Source organism: Aurantiacibacter spongiae (assembly GCF_003815535.1).
Lineage (GTDB): Bacteria > Pseudomonadota > Alphaproteobacteria > Sphingomonadales > Sphingomonadaceae > Alteraurantiacibacter > Alteraurantiacibacter spongiae.
In genome coordinates this window covers 2,112,101-2,132,871 of sequence record NZ_RPFZ01000001.1, presented here as the reverse complement: position 1 = coordinate 2,132,871, position 20,771 = coordinate 2,112,101, and the positions used below count along the sequence as shown (strand labels likewise).

Annotated in this window: 24 protein-coding genes and 1 other RNA gene; 17 read left to right on the top strand and 8 right to left on the bottom strand. The window is 64.3% G+C overall.

Translation table 11 applies throughout. The annotated features are described in order from the left end of the window. The first annotated feature begins 228 nt into the window (after positions 1 to 228). From EG799_RS10380 to EG799_RS10370, 3 genes are all read left to right on the top strand, one after another. Complete coding sequence (locus EG799_RS10380) at positions 229 to 915, top strand: ATP-dependent Clp protease proteolytic subunit (protein ID WP_123880926.1); 687 nt, start codon at positions 229 to 231, stop codon at positions 913 to 915. A gap of 225 nt (positions 916 to 1,140) precedes the next feature. After that, positions 1,141 to 2,415, top strand: a complete 1,275-nt coding sequence (clpX, locus tag EG799_RS10375) for an ATP-dependent Clp protease ATP-binding subunit ClpX (RefSeq protein ID WP_123880924.1) — start codon at positions 1,141 to 1,143, stop codon at positions 2,413 to 2,415. Between the two features lie 148 nt (positions 2,416 to 2,563). Further along, positions 2,564 to 2,764: a hypothetical protein gene (locus EG799_RS10370; protein ID WP_123880922.1), complete on the top strand. Its 201-nt coding sequence runs from the start codon at positions 2,564 to 2,566 to the stop codon at positions 2,762 to 2,764. 44 nt (positions 2,765 to 2,808) lie between these two features. On the opposite strand, the gene EG799_RS10365 is transcribed toward EG799_RS10370, so the two are convergent. Next, the gene (locus EG799_RS10365) at positions 2,809 to 3,096 is read right to left on the bottom strand and encodes a hypothetical protein (protein ID WP_123880920.1); all 288 of its coding nucleotides are present in this window, start codon (positions 3,094 to 3,096) and stop codon (positions 2,809 to 2,811) included. Positions 3,097 to 3,179: 83 nt separating this feature from the next. Here EG799_RS10365 and EG799_RS10360 point away from each other — a divergent pair, with 83 nt between their 5' ends. Next, the gene (locus tag EG799_RS10360) at positions 3,180 to 3,725 is read left to right on the top strand and encodes a DUF2939 domain-containing protein (protein ID WP_123880918.1); all 546 of its coding nucleotides are present in this window, start codon (positions 3,180 to 3,182) and stop codon (positions 3,723 to 3,725) included. Here EG799_RS10360 and EG799_RS10355 read toward each other — a convergent pair. After that, positions 3,722 to 4,642 (bottom strand): cation diffusion facilitator family transporter, encoded by a 921-nt coding sequence (locus EG799_RS10355; protein WP_123880916.1) that lies wholly within the window; start codon positions 4,640 to 4,642, stop codon positions 3,722 to 3,724. The genes EG799_RS10360 and EG799_RS10355 overlap by 4 nt on opposite strands. A 4-nt stretch (positions 4,643 to 4,646) precedes the next feature. Next, entirely contained in the window at positions 4,647 to 5,318 is a 672-nt protein-coding gene (gene mtgA, locus EG799_RS10350) for a monofunctional biosynthetic peptidoglycan transglycosylase (RefSeq protein ID WP_123880914.1), read from the bottom strand. Between the two features lie 85 nt (positions 5,319 to 5,403). On the opposite strand from mtgA, the gene EG799_RS10345 reads away from it, so the two are divergent. Then, complete coding sequence (locus EG799_RS10345; RefSeq protein ID WP_123880912.1) at positions 5,404 to 6,123, top strand: hypothetical protein; 720 nt, start codon at positions 5,404 to 5,406, stop codon at positions 6,121 to 6,123. Here the strand turns inward: EG799_RS10345 and rpoH are convergent. Together rpoH and EG799_RS10335 are read right to left on the bottom strand one after the other, a co-directional pair. Next, complete coding sequence (gene rpoH, locus EG799_RS10340; RefSeq protein ID WP_123880910.1) at positions 6,120 to 7,022, bottom strand: RNA polymerase sigma factor RpoH; 903 nt, start codon at positions 7,020 to 7,022, stop codon at positions 6,120 to 6,122. The genes EG799_RS10345 and rpoH overlap by 4 nt on opposite strands. Positions 7,023 to 7,143: 121 nt before the next feature. Next, a complete protein-coding gene (locus tag EG799_RS10335; RefSeq protein ID WP_123880907.1) occupies positions 7,144 to 8,106 on the bottom strand; it encodes an RluA family pseudouridine synthase in 963 nt (320 codons plus the stop codon). A gap of 106 nt (positions 8,107 to 8,212) precedes the next feature. On the opposite strand from EG799_RS10335, the gene EG799_RS10330 reads away from it, so the two are divergent. The 4 genes from EG799_RS10330 (at position 8,213) to rnpB (ending at position 10,572) form a co-directional block, all read left to right on the top strand. Continuing rightward, a complete protein-coding gene (locus EG799_RS10330; protein WP_123880906.1) occupies positions 8,213 to 8,617 on the top strand; it encodes a M67 family metallopeptidase in 405 nt (134 codons plus the stop codon). Between the two features lie 138 nt (positions 8,618 to 8,755). After that, on the top strand, positions 8,756 to 9,409 hold the full coding sequence (locus EG799_RS10325; RefSeq protein WP_123880904.1) for a histidine phosphotransferase family protein: 654 nt from the start codon (positions 8,756 to 8,758) through the stop codon (positions 9,407 to 9,409). A gap of 107 nt (positions 9,410 to 9,516) precedes the next feature. Next, on the top strand, positions 9,517 to 10,155 hold the full coding sequence (locus EG799_RS10320; RefSeq protein WP_123883045.1) for an N-acetylmuramoyl-L-alanine amidase: 639 nt from the start codon (positions 9,517 to 9,519) through the stop codon (positions 10,153 to 10,155). 9 nt (positions 10,156 to 10,164) lie between these two features. Beyond that, an RNA gene (rnpB, locus tag EG799_RS10315) (RNase P RNA component class A) lies at positions 10,165 to 10,572 on the top strand. 16 nt (positions 10,573 to 10,588) lie between these two features. On the opposite strand, the gene EG799_RS10310 is transcribed toward rnpB, so the two are convergent. Then, positions 10,589 to 11,422, bottom strand: a complete 834-nt coding sequence (locus EG799_RS10310; RefSeq protein WP_123880902.1) for a metallophosphoesterase family protein — start codon at positions 11,420 to 11,422, stop codon at positions 10,589 to 10,591. Positions 11,423 to 11,706: 284 nt separating this feature from the next. Between EG799_RS10310 and EG799_RS10305 the strand changes: the two genes are divergently transcribed. From EG799_RS10305 to EG799_RS10285, 5 genes are all read left to right on the top strand, one after another. Continuing rightward, complete coding sequence (locus EG799_RS10305) at positions 11,707 to 12,474, top strand: TorF family putative porin (RefSeq protein WP_123880900.1); 768 nt, start codon at positions 11,707 to 11,709, stop codon at positions 12,472 to 12,474. A gap of 112 nt (positions 12,475 to 12,586) precedes the next feature. Then, the gene (locus tag EG799_RS10300; protein ID WP_123880898.1) at positions 12,587 to 13,027 is read left to right on the top strand and encodes a VOC family protein; all 441 of its coding nucleotides are present in this window, start codon (positions 12,587 to 12,589) and stop codon (positions 13,025 to 13,027) included. A gap of 65 nt (positions 13,028 to 13,092) precedes the next feature. Beyond that, complete coding sequence (gene der / locus EG799_RS10295; RefSeq protein ID WP_123880896.1) at positions 13,093 to 14,487, top strand: ribosome biogenesis GTPase Der; 1,395 nt, start codon at positions 13,093 to 13,095, stop codon at positions 14,485 to 14,487. Between the two features lie 9 nt (positions 14,488 to 14,496). Then, positions 14,497 to 15,033 carry a DUF2721 domain-containing protein gene (locus EG799_RS10290; RefSeq protein ID WP_123880893.1) on the top strand — a complete coding sequence of 179 codons (537 nt, stop codon included), beginning with the start codon at positions 14,497 to 14,499 and terminating at the stop codon, positions 15,031 to 15,033. Between the two features lie 111 nt (positions 15,034 to 15,144). Then, entirely contained in the window at positions 15,145 to 15,360 is a 216-nt protein-coding gene (locus EG799_RS10285) for a hypothetical protein (RefSeq protein ID WP_123880891.1), read from the top strand. Positions 15,361 to 15,371: 11 nt separating this feature from the next. Here EG799_RS10285 and EG799_RS10280 read toward each other — a convergent pair whose 3' ends face one another. Next, positions 15,372 to 16,556 (bottom strand): DUF418 domain-containing protein, encoded by a 1,185-nt coding sequence (locus tag EG799_RS10280; protein WP_123880889.1) that lies wholly within the window; start codon positions 16,554 to 16,556, stop codon positions 15,372 to 15,374. A 140-nt stretch (positions 16,557 to 16,696) separates the two neighbouring features. After that, positions 16,697 to 17,860 (bottom strand): SPOR domain-containing protein, encoded by a 1,164-nt coding sequence (locus tag EG799_RS10275; RefSeq protein WP_234029121.1) that lies wholly within the window; start codon positions 17,858 to 17,860, stop codon positions 16,697 to 16,699. A 246-nt stretch (positions 17,861 to 18,106) separates the two neighbouring features. On the opposite strand from EG799_RS10275, the gene EG799_RS10270 reads away from it, so the two are divergent. From EG799_RS10270 to EG799_RS10260, 3 genes are all read left to right on the top strand, one after another. Further along, the gene (locus EG799_RS10270; protein ID WP_123880886.1) at positions 18,107 to 18,826 is read left to right on the top strand and encodes a ParA family protein; all 720 of its coding nucleotides are present in this window, start codon (positions 18,107 to 18,109) and stop codon (positions 18,824 to 18,826) included. 80 nt (positions 18,827 to 18,906) lie between these two features. Continuing rightward, entirely contained in the window at positions 18,907 to 19,284 is a 378-nt protein-coding gene (locus EG799_RS10265) for a hypothetical protein (RefSeq protein WP_234029120.1), read from the top strand. A gap of 14 nt (positions 19,285 to 19,298) precedes the next feature. Beyond that, complete coding sequence (locus EG799_RS10260) at positions 19,299 to 20,747, top strand: SPOR domain-containing protein (protein WP_123880884.1); 1,449 nt, start codon at positions 19,299 to 19,301, stop codon at positions 20,745 to 20,747. Positions 20,748 to 20,771 lie beyond the last annotated feature (24 nt).

Genomic DNA, 20,771 nt, shown 5'->3' with positions numbered 1-20,771 from the left:
TTGCGTGGTTCGTCCCTGCGACATCTTATCGGTTCCCGGGCCGGTATCGGCCGAAACCATATTCGTGCGCGCCCCTATCGACCGCAGTTGCCCGTTCGTCGATCCCCATCGACCAACCGCCGTCGCCCACCGACGAACCGCAATCCCCCGGTTCGGGCGTACCGGCCCCTTGAACATGCACCGCCGAGGCGCGACATAGGCGCTCTCATTCAGACGAGAGGACCATCCATGTTCGACCTGTTCGGCGACAGCAAAGACCGTTTTACCACCGACCCCGTCACCGGCGCCCTGGTGCCCGTCGTCGTCGAATCGACCAGCCGCGGAGAGCGCAGCTTCGACATCTTCTCGCGCCTGCTGCGCGAACGGATCGTGTTCGTGACCGGCCAGGTGGAAGACAACATGGCCTCGCTGATCGTCGCCCAGCTGCTGTTTTTGGAAAGCGAGAACTCGCAGGACATCTCGATGTACATCAACTCGCCCGGCGGCGTGGTGACGGCGGGCATGGCGATCCACGACACGATGCAGTACATCAAGCCCAAGGTGCGCACCGTGGTCGTCGGGCAGGCGGCCAGCATGGGCTCTTTCCTGCTGGCGGCGGGCGAGCCGGGCATGCGTGTCGCGCTCCCCAATGCGCGGATCATGGTCCACCAGCCCAGCGGCGGTGCGCGCGGCATGGCCTCCGATATCGAGATTCAGGCCAAGGAAATCCTGCGCATTCGCAAGCGCATGAACGATCTTTATGCCGAATATACCGGACAGAGCCTGACCGACATCGAAAGGGCGATGGATCGCGACACCTTCCTCGAAGCGGAAGAGGCGCAGAAATTCGGCATCGTCGACAAGGTTTTCGCCCATCGCCCCAAGGACGACGAGGCTGGCGAAGCCACCGGTTCTGGCGGAGCGCCCGAGGAATAGGTCGCCATTCGCACCTGCAAGCGGCGGTGCGGAGCCGCCTGGTTCGGCGGCTTCTCCGCTTCACCCTGGCGCAAGGCCCGGACGCTATGGTGCGTTGCGATTGATATTGTCGCCACGATCCTTAGATTGGCGAGACGATTCTGGCGCCAGCGACCACGCCCCTCGCACGCCGCGGGGGGCATCCCGGACAGGGAATTGGCAAGATTTGGCGCCTAGGAAAGGACTATGACGAAGTTGAGCGGATCCGATAGCAAGAGCACCCTGTATTGCAGCTTCTGCGGCAAGAGCCAGCACGAGGTCCGCAAGCTGATCGCCGGTCCCACCGTGTTCATCTGCGACGAATGCGTGGAACTGTGCAACGACATCATCCGGGAAGAAGCCAAGAGCGGTCTTGGCGGACGCAAGGACGGTGGCGTTCCGACGCCGCAGGACATCTGCGGCACGCTCAACGATTACGTGATCGGGCAGGACCGCGCCAAGCGCGTGCTCAGCGTCGCGGTGCACAATCACTACAAGCGGCTGAAGCATTCGGGCAAGTCGGGCGACGTCGAACTGGCGAAGTCCAACATCCTTCTGGTCGGCCCGACCGGCAGCGGCAAGACCCTGCTGGCGCAGACGCTTGCGCGCACCTTCGACGTGCCCTTCACCATGGCCGACGCCACCACGCTGACGGAGGCGGGCTATGTCGGCGAGGACGTCGAGAACATCATCCTCAAGCTGCTGCAATCGTCCGACTACAATGTCGAGAAGGCGCAGCACGGCATCGTCTATATCGACGAGATCGACAAGATCACGCGCAAGGCGGAGAACCCTTCGATCACGCGCGACGTGTCGGGCGAAGGCGTGCAGCAGGCGCTGCTCAAGCTGATGGAAGGCACCACGGCTTCCGTTCCGCCACAGGGCGGGCGCAAGCATCCGCAGCAGGAATTCCTGCAGGTCGACACCACCAATATCCTGTTCATCTGCGGCGGAGCCTTTGCCGGTCTGGACAAGATCATCGGCGACCGCCTGCAGAAGCGTTCCATCGGTTTCGGTGCGAACGTCGCCGATCCGAGCAAGGCCCGCATCGGCGAGATGCTGGAGAAGTGCGAGCCGGAAGACCTCCTGAAGTTCGGGCTGATCCCCGAATTCGTCGGGCGTCTGCCGGTCATCGCGACGCTGCACGATCTCGATGCCGACGCGCTGGTGACGATCCTCAGGGAGCCGCGGAACGCGCTGGTCAAGCAGTATGCCAAGCTGTTCGAGCTAGAGGATGTGGAACTGACCTTCACCGACGATGCGCTCACGGCGATCGCCCGGAAGGCGATCAAGCGCAAGACCGGTGCGCGCGGTCTGCGCTCGATCGTGGAAGGCCTGCTGCTCGACACGATGTTCGATCTGCCGAGCATGGATAACGTCACCGAAGTCGTCGTCGATGCAGACGTGGTGGAGGGTCGCAAGGAACCGATCCGCGTGCTCGCCAACGACAACGGCAAGACCAAGAAGGAAGCGGCGGCGTAATCGCCTGCCGCTCCGCCTTCCCCCCGGCTCCCCATCGTCGGACTTTCATCGTGCCGCGCCAGGCACCCTTTCCGCGCGCCCGTTCCTGACGCCGGCGCGCGTCCATTGTCGCGCGCTGTGCGCACGCGACGTCAACAGGAGAAACCCCATGGCCAGGACCAACGAACTCGCCGCCAAGCTGCTTCGCGACGCGGGCATGTTCTTCCGCAATGTCGGCGAACAGAATCCCGACGTGAAGGACCAGATGGACCAGAACGCGCAGGTTTACGACCAGGTCGCGGGGATGGTCGAATCCGATCCGCTGGCCGAGTTGCCCACGCAGGACGGCGCGGACCAGAACGCGGGCTGAGGACGTTCCCGCACTGCGGCGCAAATGCGGGCGCAGCCTTGCGGCTAGTCGTCGCCGGACGGTGGTAGCGGCTTCGCGGGCGGGTCGGGAAAGTCCGGCGGCTGGATGATCTCGCTCAGATCGCGCCGCCTTTCCCGGCAATCCCCGTCGCCGGCGCGCCCTGCCTTCAGGCACCCTTCGCGCTGCTCGCGCGCGATGGTTTCGCCCAGCGTTTCTGGAAGCGGCGATTGTAGCAGATCGCCCCGCTCCGCCACCCGGTGTTCAGGCGCCGCGCAGGCTGACAGGGCCAGCGCGGCGATGGTCGCCATTGTCGCTGTCGCCGTCTTTCTCATCCGCCCCTCCCGTCATTCCCCACGCCTGCCGCATTGCCAGCGGTCCGCAGGCTTTCTAGGTTGCTAGCACGAGGGGGGTGAGAATGTCGAAAAGGATTGTGCTCGCGGTGATTGCCGTGTCGCTGGCGCTGGTCGCCGGGTGGTACTGGGCCAGTCCCTACTTCGCCCTGCGGGACTTGCGCGACGCGGCGAGAAGCGGCGACGTCGCGGCCCTGGAGGAGCGAGTGGACTTTCCCGCGCTGCGGGAGAACTTCAAGCGGGATTTGCGTGCCCGCATGGCGAGCGAGATGGCCGCGCCCGAGGATGGCGAGGGTCTCGGCGTCTTCGGGGCGGCGCTCGGCATGGCGATGATCGATCCGATGATCGACGGCTTCCTGACATCCGAATTCATCGGACGGGCGATCCGGCGCGGCAAGGTGGAGCGAACCGGCGATGCCGAGCGGCGAGACGACGCGCCCGATCTCGACTGGGACATCGCGCGAAGCGGTCTCGACACCTTCAGTGCGACCCCCGACGACGAGGGTCTGGGCAATCCGCCGTCGCTCGTGTTCGCCCGCGACGGCCTGGGTTGGCGCCTGGTCGCCATTCACATCCCCGGCCCGGACAACGCCTCTGGCCAGTCGCTCTAGGCGCAGGCCTCGCAATCCTCGCGGGTGACTTCCACCTGCACCGTCACGTGACCGATGGCGTGATGGTGTTCCAGCTCTTCCTGCACCTCGCGCAGGAACGCATCGCCGGGATGGCCGCCGGGCATGACCAGATGCGCGGTAAGCGCGGTTTCGGTCGTGCTCATCGGCCAGATATGCAGGTCGTGGACCGCCGCGACGCCGTCCAGACCCTCCAGAAAGCCGCGGACTTCCGCCTCCTCGATGCCTTCGGGAACCGCCAGCAGGCTCATCTTCACGCTATCCTTGAGAAGGCCCCAAGTGCCCCAGGCGATGACGGCCACGATCACGAGGCTGACGACCGGATCGATCAGCAGCGCGCCCGTCATCAGGATGGCGATGCCGGCGATGACGACGCCGACCGAAACCAGCGCGTCCGCCGCCATGTGCAGGAACGCACCGCGAATGTTGATGTCGTTCTTGCGCCCGCGCATGAACAGCAACGCGGTGGCGGTGTTGATGAGAATGCCGATGCCCGCCACCCAGATCATCGTCCAGCCCTCCGGCTGGACCGGCTCGATCAGGCGGTGGATCGTCTCGTAGAGGATCGCTCCGATCGCAACAAGCAACAGCATCGCGTTCGCGAGCGCCGCCAGGATGGTGCTGCTTTTCAGACCATAGGTGAACCGCGCGCTGGCGGGCTTCTTCGCCGCCACGCTGGCGCCCCAGGCGATCAGCAGTCCGAGCACGTCTGACAGATTGTGTCCGGCATCGGCGACCAGCGCCATCGAGCCGGAAATGTAGCCGAACGCCGCCTCCACCGCGACGAAGCCCGTGTTGAGCAGGACGCCGATGGCGAATGCGCCGCCGAAATCGGCGGGCGCATGGTCATGACCGTGCCCCTCGCCGCGTGCCTGAGAATGAGAATGCCCCGCGCCCATCGCCCTACTCGTAGACGCAATCATCCAGTCCGTCACGCCTGACCTGACCGATGCGGGCCTCGATGGTGTTGCCGTAACGGCGCGTGAAGCCGGTCGGGTTTACCGCTTCGCGCGTTTTCGGGCTGGGCAGCACGGCGGCGATGCGACTGGCCTCATCGGGAGAAAGGCGTGCGGCGGAATGGCCGAAATAGCGCTGGGCCCCGGCCTGCGCGCCATAGGTGCCCAGCCCCGTTTCCGCGACGTTGAGATAGACTTCCATGATCCGCCGCTTGGTCCACAAATTCTCGATGAGGAAGGTGAACCACGCTTCCAGTCCCTTGCGAAAGAAGCCGCCCCCCTGCCAAAGAAAGGCGTTCTTGGCGGTCTGCTGGCTGATGGTGGAGGCACCGCGTTCGCGCTTTCCGGCCTGCCGTTCCTCTATCGCCTGCTCGATCGCCTCGCGGTCGAAGCCGTCGTGGGAACAGAACTTGCCGTCCTCCGCCGCGATCACGGCCGATACCATGTTGCGATCGATGCGGCTCAGCGGCTCCCAGTCCTTGACGATGGCGTGTTCGTCCATCGCCATGGTCGCGGTGTAGGGCACCGGCACGAAGCGATAGACGATCACCAGCGCCAGGCTCAGCAGCACGAAGCCGAAGACGACCTGGGCGACGATGTTGATGAGCTTCAGGATCATGGCACCTCGTGCATAGGCAAGGGGCGGCGGGGTCGCAAACGGCTTCGCGATTGGCGATCGGGCGATGGCGGTATAGCATACGGCGATGCGCGCCCCCGCCCTGTTCCTGTCACTCCTGATCGCCACGCCCGCATGGGCGCAAGGGACGCGCGAATACGAGGCGGACGAGGAATTCGTAACGGAGCGCGTCCACGCCGACCTGCCGCTCTACACCTTCGACTGGGAGCAATTGTGGCCGCGCGGCATGACGGGCGAGAATATCATCGCCGGCTGCGAAAGCCGCGTGCGCTTCGGCGACTGGATCATGCAGCCCAACCCCGCCGACGAACATGCCGACGGTCCGGAATGGTATCGCTTCACGAATTACGGAGCCTTCCATTGCAGCGCCGGTATCGTGTTCGCCGATGAGCGGGAAGAGCTGGAAAAGGGGAATGCCTCCACCGGGTTCTTCGCCCTGATCGGAATGACAGCTGACGGATCGCGCGAACTTTGGGCGCTACAAAGAGGCTTTATTCCCGGCAGCGATTACCTGCTGCTGGCCCGCAAACCGGACGCGGATATCGTCACCCGCTTCGATGTCCTGCAACTCCGCTGTCCGCCCGGCCACTGGCGCGCTCTTGCCGACCCGGATGCCCTTGACATAATGCGAACGGGCTATTGCGCGATCAATTCGCAGGACGATCTGTTGGCGCTGGCGCGGGCGATGGCCGCCCTTCCGCCGCTGGGCACGCTGGAATGGCACGCGGGGCCGGAAGACAGCTCTCCCGACCCCGCCGAAATGTCCGGTGATGTCATGTCGGACTAGGCCGCCGCGGGCATCAGCCTTTCGCCGGCGATGCGCTGCATGGCCTTCTGGATCTTCTCGAAGGCGCGCACCTCGATCTGACGGATGCGTTCGCGGCTGACGTCGTAGACCTGGCTGAGTTCCTCCAGCGTCTGCGGGTTTTCCGTCAGACGCCGTTCGGTGAGAATGTGCTTTTCCCGATCATTGAGCGATTCCATCGCCTCCACCAGCATCTCGCGCCGGACTTCGGCCTCTTCCGCGTCGGCGACGATGGTGTCCTGCAACGGGCGGTCGTCGGTCAGCCAGTCGAGCCACTCGCCAGAGCCTTCCTCCCCATTGCGCATCGGCGTGTTGAGCGAACCGTCGCCGCCCATCATCATCCGCCGGTTCATGTTGATCACTTCCTGCTCCGGCACGCCCAGATCGCTGGCGATCTTGGTCACGTCGTCGGGATGCAGGTCGGAATCCTCGTATGCCTCGAGCTGCTTCTTCATCCGGCGAAGGTTGAAGAACAGCTTCTTCTGCGCCGCGGTGGTGCCCATCTTCACCAGGCTCCACGAGCGCAGGATGAATTCCTGCATGCTCGCCTTGATCCACCACATGGCGTAGGTCGCCAGGCGGAAGCCGCGCTCCGGCTCGAACTTCTTGACGCCCTGCATCAGGCCGACATTGCCTTCGGAGATGAGGTCGCTGACCGGCAGGCCGTAGCCGCGATAACCCATGGCGATCTTCGCCACGAGTCGCAGGTGACTTGTCACGAGCTGCGCCGCGGCATCGGCATCGTCATGCTCGCGATAACGGGTCGCCAGCATGTATTCCTGTTCCGGCGTCAGCACGGGAAACTTCTTGATTTCCGACAGATAGCGGTTGAGGCTCTGCTCTCCGCCGAGGGCCGGTACTGTTGGTCTTGAATTGCTCACTTCGGTCCCTAACCTTTCTTCGCGTCGACCGCCGCTTCGGGGCCCCTGATGGGCACCCCGCCTTGTCGGCCACTTCGGGTCTCTTACATATAGGGTCGATTTGTCCGTTCGTGGACGTCTTTCATCGATTGGAATGACCGGTTTCATCGATCAGTTCCCGCATGTCCGCCGGCAACTGGCTGGAAAACGACAGGCGGTTGCCGGTGACGGGATGAATGAAGCCCAGCCGCGCCGCGTGCAGCGCCTGCCGGCTGAAATCCAGCCGTTTGAGCAATGAGCGGAGCGCCGTGGGAGTTCGACCGTAGACAGGATCCCCCAATAGCGCATGACCGATTGACGCGAGGTGAACCCGTACCTGGTGGGTTCGTCCGGTTTCGAGCCGACACTCGACCAGCGCGCATTCATCGAGCGTTTCGATCGTTCGGTAATGCGTGACCGCCCGCTTCCCGCGTTTCGATCCGTCGGGCAGGACGGCCATCTTCTTGCGGTTGCCGTCCGACCGCCCGATCCGCCCCGCGACGGTACCCGCGGCCGGCAGCGGATGTCCGCCGCATACCGCCAGATAGGCCCGTTCGAGCGAGTGGTCCGCGAATTGCCGGCTCAGGCCCTCATGCGCCGTGTCGGACTTGGCGACCACCAGCAGTCCCGACGTATCCTTGTCGATCCGGTGGACGATCCCCGGCCGCGCGACGCCCCCGATTCCCGACAGCGCGCCGGCGCAATGATGCAGCAGCGCATTGACGAGCGTTCCGTCGGGATTGCCCGCCCCGGGGTGGACGACCATGCCGGCCGGCTTGTCCACCACGATCAGGTCGGCATCCTCGAACACCACATCGAGCGGTATCGGTTGTGGACGGGCCTGTGGATCGTCGGGGGGTGGCATGTGGATCGTGAACGGCGTCCCCGCCTCGACCGATGCCTTGGCGCTGCCTGCGATCTTTCCGCCAACGTCGATTTGTCCATCGGCGAGCAGGGCCTGTACCCGGGCGCGCGACAAGCCCGTGGCGTCGGCCAGCGCCTTGTCGAGCCGCCGGGCGGCGGGCAGCGTACCGGCGAGGATGCGCGGGTCGGACATGGCGCCCATCTAGAGCGGTTGCGAGCAAACCGACACCCTTTGCCTTGTCGTCGCTTGCCCGGAACGAAGGCCTCGCGCTAACGCCCGGCACAGGATCGCCGCTAGGGGACCGGGCATGGGACAGACGGGGTTGCATATTGCGCGCAGCGTGCTCGACAAAATCGCGGCGCACGCCGCCCGCGAACATCCGCGCGAATGCTGCGGCATCCTCACCGGCAGCGGCATGGACGTAACGGGCACCCTGCCCGCCGGGAACGTCCATTCCTCGCCCGAGACGCATTTCGAGATCGACCCGCAGGCGCTGATCGACGCTCACCGGGCCACACGCAGCGGCGGTCCGGACGTGCTGGGCTATTACCACTCGCATCCGCATGGCCCCGCGCGCCCGTCGCCTACCGACGCGCGCATGGCGGCCGGCGACGGGCGGATATGGGCGATCGCGACCCGCGGCGAGGTAACGTGCTGGAGAGACGACGAAAGCGGCTTCCTCGCGCTTCCCTACATCGTAACGGGCGCGTAAGGCGGCGCCCATGACGACACGGTTTCTCCCTCCCTTGCCGATCGCTTTTCCCGCAGGTGGTGGCATGGCGGTGTTTTTGTCCTAGGACACTGTCACACCTGTCACACCCTTCCCCTCACCAAGGCCCCTTCCTTCGCAATGACCACCCAACTCGACCTCGCCGCCCTGCTCTGCTCGCGCCTGTGCCACGACATGCTGAGCCCGGTGGGCGCGCTCAATAACGGGCTGGAGCTGCTCGCCGACGAGAAGGACCCGGCCATGCGCCAGCGCTGCATAGAGCTGCTGGAACAGAGCGCGCGGGTCAGCGCGCACAAGCTCAAGTTCTTCCGCCTCGCATACGGCGCCGCGGGCGGCTTCGGCGAACACGTACCCGCCGAGGAACCGCACGAGCTGCTTACCGCGCTGACCAGCGCGGACGAGCGGGTCACGCTGGAATGGGCGGTGAGCGAGGCCACGCTATCGAAGCCAGCCGTCAAGATGCTGCTCAACTTGGCGGCAATGGGTCTCGATTCGCTGGTACGCGGCGGCACGCTGTCCGTGGGTGCAGAGCGCAATGACGGCGCGACCGAGATCGCCATCCGCGCCGCGGGTCCACGCATCGCCTTCGACAAGACCATCGGTCTCGCGCTGACCGGCGATCTGCCGGCGGAGGAGCTTTCCGGGCGTACGGCGCCCGCCCACATGATCCATCTGCTCACCGAGGCGGAAAACGGCGGGGTGCAGTATCATCACGGGGATGACGCGCTGGTTCTGGGCGCGGTCCTTCCCGATGCCGACGGGATGATCGGCTAGTGTCGGATTTCGGCGATATCGGCCGCAAACTGCCGCTCAGCGACGACGAGCTGGTCGACCGCGAAGTCCTCTCGCCCAACTTCGACGAGCGGAGCCTGCCCATCTCGATGGTAGTGATCCACTACACCGAGATGGAGGACAAGGGCTTCGCCATCGAACGCCTCACCGATCCGGAGGCCAAGGTTTCCGCCCACTACATCATCGGCGAACAGGGCGAAGTCGTCCGGCTGGTGCCCGAAGAGAAGCGCGCCTGGCACGCCGGCGTTTCCTACTGGCGCGGACACAGGGACGTGAACTCCGCCAGCATCGGCATCGAACTCGATCATCCGGGACACAAATACGGCTATCGCGACTTCGACGAGGCGCAGTTCGAACGGCTCGTGCCGCTGGTGGCGCGCATGGTGAAGCGCTACGACATCCCCCGCGCCAACGTGGTCGGCCACTCCGACGTCGCCCCCGGTCGCAAGATCGATCCCGGCGAGCTCTTCCCCTGGGACCGTCTTGCCGAATACGGGTTGTGCCTCCCGCGCCCCGACAAGCTCGAACGCGGCGATCCGTTCGCCAACGATGCGGCGTTCTACCTCGCGCTGGAGCGGTTCGGCTACGACATCACCGATGGTCACAGCGCGGTCGAGGCATTCCAGCGCCGATGGCGGCCCGAACGGATTGATGGCGAGATCGACGGAGAGGTGCGCGCGATCCTGTTCCAGTTGCTGCTGGACAGGGACCGGGGGAAGACTAGATAGGCCACCGTGCCGGGGAGCCGGGCAGCCGCGCCGCCGTTACGGGCGTGCGAGGAAAGTCCGGGCTCCACGAAACGAGGGTGGCGGGTAACGCCCGCCCGGCGAGAGCCGAGGGAAAGTGCCACAGAAAGCAGTCCGCCGATGGTCCGCTCGCGGACACAGGCAAGGGTGAAAGGGTGCGGCAAAAGCGCACCGGGGGTCTGGCAACAGACCTCGCACGGCAAACCCCACCCGGAGCAAGACCGCATAGGGGTCTCGCGCCAGCAATGGCAGGAGCGTTTCGCTCCGAGAAGACCCGGGTTGGTCGCTGGAGCGGTCGGAGCGATCCGCCGCGTAAGATGAATGGCTGCCCCCGCGCCGCTGATGCCGAACGGCATATCGATCGCGGGACAGAACCCGGCTTACAGGCTCCCCGGCACGTTACGTCACCGCCATCCTAGGCGATGGCGCATGCGGCGAGGGGCGAGGCATCGGGCGGGGAATAGCGGGTCCGCAGTCGTCCCCCATCGTCCACCGCTTCGAGATAGCAGCGCTTCTCCCCCTCGAGCAAGAGCGCCGTCAGCCGACCGGTGTCGTAAGCGCCGGTGTCGATCCCTATCCGGTTGCCATTGTCCTCAGGCTCATCGCTGATCGTGTGGCCGTGGACGACCACCACACCGTGCGATGAAGTGTGACTTAGAAACGGCTCGCGGATCCAGCGGAGGTTGGCCCGACGCTGGTCTTCCAGAGGCACACCCGGTTCGATTCCGGCATGGACGAACAGGTAGTCGCCAATCCTCACCATGTCCGAGAACCCGGAGATGAAATCTCGATCGGCAACCGGCACGCAGTCCTTCATCATCTGCTGGATCGCGGAAACGGAAGCGGACGTGAATTCGCGTTTGTCGACGCCGTAACTCAGCACCGTATCGCGTCCGCCGTGGCGCAGGAAATGGCGGAGCATGTCGAGGCTGGTGAAACTTTCGAGAAACATTTCCTCGTGATTACCGAGCAGGATGCGCACATCGCGCTGCGCCTGCCATTCGCGCGCAAGGGCGATGACCCGGGCGCTTTCCGGCCCCCGATCGACGAGGTCGCCGAGCAGGATCACGGTTGTCTGCGCCCGCGGGCGGTTGCCGTCGTCCACCTCGATCGCCGCGATCAAAGTCTCGAGAAGGTCCGCACGGCCATGAATGTCGCCAACGGCGTAGACCCGTTCCCCGTCAGGCACCCGCGCGCTCTGCCGCGCGGCAACATCGTCGCCGAATATATTCTTGAATAGCCTGATCATGCCGCTTGTCTAATTGCTGTCCCGCTGGTCTTTCGCAAGTGCGCTCTTGCGCGGATGCGACGATCGAACACCTGCCAAAGCCATGCTGTGCGAACGCTGAATGTGGTGCCGAAAACCCACAGCTCGCTGCCATTACAGGCAATCGCGCAATAAACCTTGTGCATTGCAGCGAAAAACTGCATATTCGTTGTGCATTTGCGAAGAGCGGTCCGCGAAATGAGGTCGTTCGCGCAAAAGCGCAGGTGGGACGAAGCAGAATCCTCCAAGCAATCAAGGAATTGCCCATGCTTACGTCCATCCGCGGCCTTTCGGTCGCTTCCGTTTTTTTCGCAAGCGCGTGTTTCGCTGGTCCGGCGATGGCGCAAACGGTGCTTCCGCCCGAAGAAAGCGAAACCGATTCCGGCATTGGTATCGAACTGTCAGCCAACGCCGCGATCGTCAGCGAGTATCGTTTCCGCGGCGTCGATCTGTCAGGGGGCGACATCGCTATCCAGGGCGGGATCGACGCTGCGCTTCCCGCCGGCTTCTATGTCGGCACGTGGGGCTCCTCGCTGGACGAGGATACGGTCGGCTACGGACACACCGAGCTCGATCTCTATGGCGGCTGGGGTGGTGAGTTCGGCAGTTTCACGACCGACGTGGGCGTCATCATGTACGTTTATCCCAACGCCGGCCCCGGCGATTTCGACTACGTCGAATTCTACGGATCGGTAGGTACGCAGGTCGGTCCGGTCGAAGCGACAGTCGGTGTGGCTTACGCCCCGGATCAGGATTCCCTGGGTGGTACGGACAATTTCTACGTCTACACGGATCTCGGCACCGGGATTCCCGGAACGCCGCTTTCGCTGACCGGGCACCTGGGATATACCGACGGCTTTCTCACCTTCACCGATGACGGCAACGCGTTCGATTGGTCCATCGGCGCCGAAATGGCGGTAGCTGGTCCGGTGTCCGTAGGGGTTGCCTATGTCGGCGCAGATGGCGACTACCTGCCCGGCGATTACAACTTCACCGACGACGCGATCGTCGCGACGCTGTCCGCCAGTTTCTGATCGCACAGCGGTTCGAAGCGGAAGGGTTCGCGGCGAAACCGGCGCGGACCCTTCCGCTTCACCATTCCGAAACCTATCTGACTACCCGAATGAAAATGTTCGGAAGGTTCGGATGGTACAGTATCTGCACACGATGATCCGCGTCGCCGATCCGGAGGCGACGGTCGAGTTCTTCAAGCTCCTCGGTCTGGAGGAAGTGCGCCGCAAGGACAGCGAAGGCGGTCGTTTCACGTTGATCTTCATGGCTGCACCCGGTCAGGAAAGGCAGGCGGAAGTCGAACTCACCTACAACTGGCCGCCCGAGGATGGCAGGAAACCCGAGGAGTACACAGGTGGCCGCAATTTCGGTCACCTCGCCTACGCCGTCGAGAATATCTACGAGACCTGCGAGCGGCTCGCCGATGCCGGCGTCACGATAAACCGCCCACCGCGCGACGGACGGATGGCGTTCGTGAAGACCCCCGATGGTATTTCCGTCGAATTGCTCAACGCCGGGGGCGCCCGCGAACCGCAGGAGCCGTGGGCGAGCATGAAGAACACCGGAAGCTGGTAATGCGCAACTTTCACCTGTCCTAGGCTCTTGCCAACCGGTCCCGTCCAAGCCACCTGAGCGACCTCATGGCGCAACGCAAACTCCCCAAGGTGGTCATCATTGGCCGTCCGAATGTCGGCAAATCGACATTGTTCAACCGACTGGTCGGCAAGCGGCTGGCGCTCGTCGACGATCAGCCCGGCGTGACCCGCGACCGGCGGATGGGCGAAGCCGGCTTGCGAGGACTCGAATTCGAGGCGGTAGATACCGCCGGCTGGGAGAATGAGGACGATGCCTCGCTGCCCGGGCGGATGCGCGCGCAGACGCAGGTTTCGTTGAAGGATGCTGACGCGGCCCTGTTCGTCTATGACAGCCGGGCGGGGCTGACCCCGCTTGACGAGGAAATCGCGCAATGGCTGCGCGAACAGCAGGTGCCGGTCGTTCTCATTGCCAACAAGGCCGAGGGGAATGCGGGGCAAAGCGGCATTCTTGAAGGATACGCGCTCGGGCTCGGCGATCCCGTCCCGATCAGTGCCGAGCATGGCGAGGGCGTCGCCGACATCTACAATGCCCTGTCACCGCATATCGCAGATCGCCAGCCGACGACGGCAAATCTTGCCGATCCGACGGAAGAGGAAGCGGAACACGACGAAACGCGCCCGCTGCAACTCGCCATTGTCGGGCGGCCGAACGCCGGCAAGTCCACGCTGATAAACCGCTTGCTGGGTGAAGACCGGATGCTGACCGGGCCGGAAGCCGGAATCACCCGCGATTCGATCGCGATCGACTGGCGCTGGACTCATCCCGGTGACGGAGACGAACGGACGATCAAGCTGATCGACACGGCCGGGATGCGTAAGCGTGCCAAGGTGACGGACAAGCTGGAGAAATTGTCCGTCGCCGACGGTCTTCGCGCGGTCGATTATGCTGAAGTGGTCGTCCTGCTGCTCGATGCGACGCGCGGTCTGGAGGTGCAGGATCTGAAGATCGCCAACGCCGTGATCGAGGAAGGGCGGGCGCTGATGATCGCGATCAACAAGTGGGACGTCGCGGAGAATGCCAGCGCCCTGTTCAACGGTGTGCGCATGGCCCTGGACGAGGGGCTGGCACAGTTGAAAGGTGTTCCGCTTTTCGCCGTCTCCGCGATGACCGGCAAGGGTCTCGATCCGATGCTCGCTGCTGCGTTCGATCTGCGGGCAGCGTGGTCGCGCCGCGTGCCGACCGCCGCGCTCAACCGGTGGTTCGACGATGCGCTGGCCGCCAATCCGCCGCCCGCGCCCGGCGGAAAGCGGATCAAGCTACGCTACATCACCCAGGTCGGTACCAGACCGCCTCGCTTCGTCGTTTTCGGGACTCGCCTGAGTGATCTGCCGAAAAGCTACGAGCGCTACCTGCTGAACGGCATCCGCCGCGAGCTGGGATTCGGCGCGGTTCCCGTCCGGCTGAACCTCAAGAGCCCGAAAAATCCATACCAGTCCTGAGTGCTGCGGTTGATCGACTATCTTTCCCTCGCCGGCGATCTGATCGAGCGCACTTCGAGCACGCTGCGCGTGCAGAACATCGTCCAGCTCAGCCTCGCACCGGTGTTCCTGCTGGCGGCGATCGGTGCGGTCCTGAACGTCATGAACGCCCGCTTGTCCTGGCTGACCGACCGGATAGAGTTCGTCGAGCGGCGTACCGACAAGGGGCTCGGCGGCCGCGAGGGGGAGGAGATGCCCGCACTTCGCCAACGTCAGCAATATGCCCAATGGGCAGTCAACCTCGTCACCTCGGGTGCGCTGACGATCTGCCTGGTCATCGCGGCACTGTTCATCAGCGCATTCATCCGCCCGCAGATCGGTACCTTTGTCGCCGTGGCGTGGGTGGTGACCATGGCGCAACTCGTCGCAGCACTGGTTCTGTTCCTGCTCGAAACGCGGCTCGCCACCGCCAGTGCGCGAGAGCGTCGGCGTCGCAGTCGCGCCATCCTCGAACGCCGCGGTGAGATGGCGCGGATCGACGACGATCTCGACGACACCGCCTTGTAGCGAACCCGATGCCTCGAGAGATTTGCGAGACGATGACGGGTTAAGCATTAAGCAATTGTTATGCCAAAATGTACGCGGTTCGTGTATGGAGGTATCGGAGAGGAACTCGACATGGGCCGCTATCGCGTCATCAGTATTCCGGGAAACCGCATCGATACCAAAGCTTGGGAACTCGAAGCCCCGTCGATCAATGCGGCCTTGATCGTTGCCGATATCAATCTCGACCATGATCGCCATGATGGCGCGGAAATACTCGAAGGCGATCGGCGGGTGGCAAGCATTCGCCGCTCGCTGGTGGGCAAGGCCGGTCTGTGGGAAGTATGCTGATAGGGCGCTGCTTAATGCGTGCGCCGGATGTCGAAAATCCGCCAGTAAGTCAGGCATCGCCAGAGCCATTCCAGAGGTCCGTACCGGAATCTCGACAGCCAGAACCGCGATACGGTAAGCATGATCGCCCAACCCAGCGCGACGACCGGTAGCAACTCGATGCGGTGAAGCGTGCCGAACAGCCCGCCGGCCCACCCCTGAAATATCAGCATCATCACGAAGGATGTGAGTATGTAATTGGTGAATGCCATGCGCCCCGCCAGTCGCAAACGCTCACCAAGCCAGGTTGCGTCTGAACGATCAGCCCATTGCGTCAGGAGGAGGATACCTCCGAGCAGCAATGGCAGGTTGAACAGCAACGCTAGCGCGAAGTAGGCGAACTGGGTCAGGTAGGGCGGAAAGCCCATCCGCATCAGGGTGATGGCAGTCGCCAGCAGCAGCGCCGCGCCGATGATCGCACCACCCCATGCCCAGCCGCGCCATCGGCGGCGCAGGGCGGGGTCGGTGAACAGGCCAGCTTTGAAAAGACCCATGCCGATCAGCATCTGCGGTATCGTTTCATAGAAGTTCAGCCTTACGGCCAGACCCGCTTCATCCGCTCCGGTCGAGATGCGCTGCGCGACTACATCGAGATAACTGCCCGATGCCAGTACGCGCGCATCGTTCATGATGTCGGCAACCCGGCCCTGCCAGTATGCTTCGAGCGCCGGATACTGATCTGGCGCATGACCGGCCATCGCCTGCAGTTCCATGATCGCGTAGGGCGCGAAGTCCCCAGCTCGCAGCAACGCCGCGACCGCCGCCCAGAGCACTCCGGTAACGAACAATCCGCGCGCACCATACGGCAAGGCGAGTAACGCGAACATGCCCGCAATGGCGTATGTGAACAGGATGTCGCCCCCGAACAGAAGAGCGAAATGAGCGAAGCCGAACAGGGCCAACCAGAAGAGACGCCGCGCCTGCAATTGCGTCGCAACCTCTATCTCTCCGGCCTTCCGGGCGAACAGAACCAGCCCCGCGCCGAAAAGTATCGCGAAGATTCCGCGCATCTTGCCGTCGATCAGCGTGAACTGGACAACCCAGATCCAGTCATCTCCGGCTGTCGCTCCGCCCGGTAGCGCCGGGGGCCAGTAATAGGCGAGCTGGTTGTGCGAAAACGCGGTGATGTTGGCGACGAGAATGCCGAGTATCGCCACGCCGCGGATGAAATCCAGTGCGTGAATTCGCTCACCCTTAACGACCGGCGTTGCCCGCGCGGTCGGCAGGTTGTCGTCCGAAGCCGGATCGTGAGTACTGATGGCGCGTTTCCTCTGCCGGAAAGCTCGCGTTTAGCCGATCAGTCCCGCGTCACAAGGCAGTCGTAACCAGAGCGCCGCAGCGAGTTGCACGCGTCTTGCGCATCGGCGCGGCTCGCATACCCGACCGCCTGCAGCTTCGTTAAGCGCCCGGCGGGTATCAGACGTCGCTCTCGGCCAGCAATTTCGGCACGGTTGGAAAGCCTGTTCCACAATCGCTCGGCATTGCCGTCCACCGAGAAGGCACCCAGTTGGATTCTCCACGGACCGCTTTGTCGGGCAGCGTTGGCAGGAGACACCTCGAGCCGGGACATGCGTTCGGGAGACGTGTTCGCATCAGGGTTCTGGGAAGACACGGGATGGCTCGCTGCCGCCACGGTCGTTGTGGAGGGGGCCGCGCGCCCGCTGTCGCGAAGAGCGTAACTGACCCCGGCATCCGCGGGACTTGCCGTGCCGGTTGCGATGCGCGCCTGCATCACCGCGTCACGTGCAGCCGCGACCGAAGGCGAGGCGTCGGCGCGGGTCGGGGACGGGGAAGGCATGGATACCGGCGCCCCCTGCACCGAAAGGTCGGCAGCCGTCAATTCGACCGAACGCGCATCGACCGCCTCTGATTCGAGCCGGCGCGCTAGGGCCGCGCCGCGCTGGCGCTGGTCCAGCGGAATATAGCGATCCATCTGGGCGATCGCGGTGCTCGCCTGTGGCAATCCGGTGGCATTGGCGAGCGTCAGCAGTGCATAGGCACGTTCCCAGTCCCGTTCGACCAGGTCTCCGTTGAAATGTGCGATGCCAAGGAGATACTGGGCACGCGGGTCGCCCCGCCGCGCGGCGGATTGCACATAGGGCAGCGCCTCGGCGCGTTGTCCGTCCTGGAACATCATCAGGCCGTAGGTATCGGCGGCCTGCGGATGGCCGGCTTCCGCCGCGCGGCGGTAAAGCGACAGTGCGCGACCTTCGTCCCGCGCGACGCCCCGCCCCAGGCGATAAGCCTGCGCGAGATTGAACATCGCGTCGGGATCGCCGGCCGCCGCCGGCCCTTCCCATTCGGCGATGGCCGCAGCGTAGTCCCCCCGGCTCCAGGCGTCGACCCCGGCGCGAACGTCGGCATGGAGCGGGGCGGCAAGCGACATTGAGAATGCCAGTGCGAAACCGGCACCGATCAAACCACCGCGCCGCCGTAGCGGAGTCGAATACGACTGGTCCATCGTGACAAATTCCCCGTTTGCGGACGCCCGCTTGCGGAATGCCATAGTAAACGATGGCTTAGCAAAGTCTTTATGCGGGCAGGAACGATCCTTCCGTCACGGGGACACCTTCACGGCGAGTGGAGATTGCCAGTGCAGGAGATGCCGATCCGAATTAACTCAAAATAAACGGTAGTCTGCGATCTCCCTTCGAGGAAGGCCCGTTCAGCGACGTGTTGCGGGCCATGGACTTTAGGGGGAATCGCCTTGCGCGTATTGGCATTGGCATCGCAGAAGGGTGGATCCGGCAAGACCACCTTGTCGGGGCACCTGGCCGTGCAGGCCCAGCGTGCGGGCGCCGGCCCGGTCGTCCTGATCGATATCGACCCGCAGGGGTCCCTCGCCGATTGGTGGAACGAGCGCGAAGCCGAGTTTCCGGCCTTCGCCCAGACGACGGTCGCCCGGCTTGCAAACGATCTGGCAATCCTGCGCCAGCAGGGGTTCAAACTGGCCGTCATCGACACCCCGCCGGCTATTACCATGGCTATCCAGTCGGTGATTTCGGTCGCCGAACTGATGGTCGTACCGACCCGTCCCTCTCCGCATGACCTTCGCGCCGTGGGCGCTACCGTCGATTTGTGCGAGCGCGCCGGCAAGCCCCTGATCTTCGTGGTCAACGCGGCGACGCCCAAGGCCAAGATAACCTCGGAAGCCGCTGTTGCCCTCTCGCAGCACGGCACCGTGGCGCCCATTACCATTCATCACCGCACCGATTTTGCCGCCTCGATGATCGACGGGCGCACGGTTATGGAAGTCGATCCCGAAGGGCGCAGCGCGCAGGAAGTGACCGCGCTGTGGCACTACGTCGCCGATCGACTGGAGAAAAACTTCCGCCGCACTGTATTCGCGGCGCCGAACAGCAAGGCTGCCGCTGCCGCGGGCGCACATCGCGCTCAGGGCAATTTCGGCCGCCGGGTGGCGCAGTGATGGGCTCCGCGATGAACGGTCCGAGCTTTGCCTCATTGGGTCCGATGCTGCTGGCCCGCAAAGGTACGGCAAAGCCAGCGATGCGTGCCCAGCTGACGCAGAACGACCGTACCGCCGAACTGGGCGACGAGTTCGACGATCTGGCCGACAGCCAGTCCGCGCTCGGCTGGAACGACATGGGCGAGGACGAACAAACCTGCCTCCGACCCGTCGCGAACGATGCCAATGTCACGCCCATCCCGGTTCGGCCACGAAACCGAGCGAAGGACAGCGGTCGCCGCGCGGCCTTCACGCTGCGTCTCGATGCGGAACGCCATCTCAAGCTGCGCCTCGCTGCCACGATCCGCGATTGCAGTGCGCAGACGCTTGTTACCGAGGCGCTCGACAAGCTGCTCGGCGACATACCCGAACTCGATTCGATCGCGGCGCACGTCGCCGGCAAATCCAACAAATCCTGAGGGGGTTTCGCACCATGAGTGGATCGCACACCGTCAACCCGATGCTGCGCCTTGGGCTGGGTACAGCCATGGCCGCCGCCATGCTCAGCGGCTGTGCCGGCCACCCGGCGCCCCGCGCGGACGTCGCCGCCGCAATGGCACAGGACGAATTGCAGGAAGGCCAGACTTCCCGCGCCATCCGGCTTGCCGAAGCCGCCGTACTTGGCGAACCGCGCAACGCGGCGTACCGCTTGGTTCTCGGAAATGCCTATCTTGACGCGGGACGCTTCGCATCGGCGGCCGACGCATTTTCCGACGCCATGACGCTGGGCGACAACAGCCCCCGCGCAGCGCTCAGCCTGGCACTCGCCCTGAACGGCGAAGGCCGCTTCCGGGAAGCCGCCACGCTGCTGAATGATCGGGAGGGAGAGATCGCCGCTTCCGACCTTGGTCTGGCCCTGGCCCTCTCGGGCGAGCCGGAACGTGGCATTCAAATCCTTTCCAACGCCATTCGCGCCGGACAAAATACGGTCAAGATGCGTCAGAACCTGGCCTATGCCTATGCCGTGGCGGGTCGCTGGCGCGAATCGAGGCTGATGGTGGCGCAGGACGTGCCCGCCGATCAGGTCGGTCAGCGCATGGCTGCCTGGGCGCAGCTCACCCATGCCGAAGCCTATCGGGCCCGCGTGGCGCAGCTGCTCGACGTGCCCGCGAACGTGCGTGATAACGGACAACCGGCGCAGCTGGCACTCGGGAATGATCCGGGTCTTGACCATATGGCCGTCAACGCAGACGCCGCGTTCGCTGCCGCAGCGACGATGGCCGAAGCGCCCCGTGACGTAGAGGGCGAACTGCCGGCCGTGACTAATCCCGAGCCCGGCCTCGACACCTACGGCGAACCGCGAGAGCCTTCGCCCGTTACCTTCGCCGCGGCTTTCGTCGGCCAATCATCTGCAAACGGAGCGCTGGACGCTGTCGCTACCGATTCGACACGGTTCGTCGATTCTCCCGTCGTGCAGGATGTTTCCGCCCGCCGCAGCGCGCAATCCGGGCAGAACGCGGTCGAACGCGCCCGAGCGGAACCAGCCGCGCGCTCGTCGGCTCGCCTTGCTTCGGCACACTCCGCAGCGCGCACCGAACCGGCTCGCCCCGTTCGCCGTACAACGACAATCGGTGCGCCTGTCGAGAATGCGACCCATCTCGTGCAGCTTGGAAGCTTTGCCAGCCAGCAAGCTGCGCAGCGCGCTTGGGGTATTTATGTCGGGCGCTATCCCGAACTCGCCAATCGCGAAATGGTGATCACACAGGCCATCGTCAGGGGCAAACGCTACTGGCGCGTGTCAGCCGGTGGCTTCGATAACGCTTCCGCGCGCGCCATGTGCAGCGCCGTATCATCGCGCGAAGGCGACGGTTGCATCTCCTGGGCGGCGGCAAATCCCCTGCCGGGGGCGGTGGACACCGGCGTGCGTCTCGCCCGGCGCTAAGGCTTTGGATGGGGGTCTGCGTCT

Coding starts and splice junctions, on each gene's coding strand:
- EG799_RS10260 (WP_123880884.1), top strand. CDS start 19,299: ATGAGTGGATCGCACACCGTCAACCCGATGCTGCGCCTTGGGCTGGGT.
- EG799_RS10330 (WP_123880906.1), top strand. CDS start 8,213: ATGGGACAGACGGGGTTGCATATTGCGCGCAGCGTGCTCGACAAAATC.
- EG799_RS10355 (WP_123880916.1), bottom strand. CDS start 4,642: ATGGGCGCGGGGCATTCTCATTCTCAGGCACGCGGCGAGGGGCACGGT.
- EG799_RS10360 (WP_123880918.1), top strand. CDS start 3,180: ATGTCGAAAAGGATTGTGCTCGCGGTGATTGCCGTGTCGCTGGCGCTG.
- EG799_RS10380 (WP_123880926.1), top strand. CDS start 229: ATGTTCGACCTGTTCGGCGACAGCAAAGACCGTTTTACCACCGACCCC.
- EG799_RS10345 (WP_123880912.1), top strand. CDS start 5,404: ATGCGCGCCCCCGCCCTGTTCCTGTCACTCCTGATCGCCACGCCCGCA.
- EG799_RS10370 (WP_123880922.1), top strand. CDS start 2,564: ATGGCCAGGACCAACGAACTCGCCGCCAAGCTGCTTCGCGACGCGGGC.
- EG799_RS10310 (WP_123880902.1), bottom strand. CDS start 11,422: ATGATCAGGCTATTCAAGAATATATTCGGCGACGATGTTGCCGCGCGG.
- EG799_RS10265 (WP_234029120.1), top strand. CDS start 18,907: ATGCGTGCCCAGCTGACGCAGAACGACCGTACCGCCGAACTGGGCGAC.
- mtgA (WP_123880914.1), bottom strand. CDS start 5,318: ATGATCCTGAAGCTCATCAACATCGTCGCCCAGGTCGTCTTCGGCTTC.
- EG799_RS10300 (WP_123880898.1), top strand. CDS start 12,587: ATGGTACAGTATCTGCACACGATGATCCGCGTCGCCGATCCGGAGGCG.
- EG799_RS10325 (WP_123880904.1), top strand. CDS start 8,756: ATGACCACCCAACTCGACCTCGCCGCCCTGCTCTGCTCGCGCCTGTGC.
- EG799_RS10320 (WP_123883045.1), top strand. CDS start 9,517: ATGGTAGTGATCCACTACACCGAGATGGAGGACAAGGGCTTCGCCATC.
- EG799_RS10305 (WP_123880900.1), top strand. CDS start 11,707: ATGCTTACGTCCATCCGCGGCCTTTCGGTCGCTTCCGTTTTTTTCGCA.
- EG799_RS10335 (WP_123880907.1), bottom strand. CDS start 8,106: ATGGGCGCCATGTCCGACCCGCGCATCCTCGCCGGTACGCTGCCCGCC.
- clpX (WP_123880924.1), top strand. CDS start 1,141: ATGACGAAGTTGAGCGGATCCGATAGCAAGAGCACCCTGTATTGCAGC.
- EG799_RS10275 (WP_234029121.1), bottom strand. CDS start 17,860: ATGGACCAGTCGTATTCGACTCCGCTACGGCGGCGCGGTGGTTTGATC.
- EG799_RS10365 (WP_123880920.1), bottom strand. CDS start 3,096: ATGAGAAAGACGGCGACAGCGACAATGGCGACCATCGCCGCGCTGGCC.
- der (WP_123880896.1), top strand. CDS start 13,093: ATGGCGCAACGCAAACTCCCCAAGGTGGTCATCATTGGCCGTCCGAAT.
- EG799_RS10285 (WP_123880891.1), top strand. CDS start 15,145: ATGGGCCGCTATCGCGTCATCAGTATTCCGGGAAACCGCATCGATACC.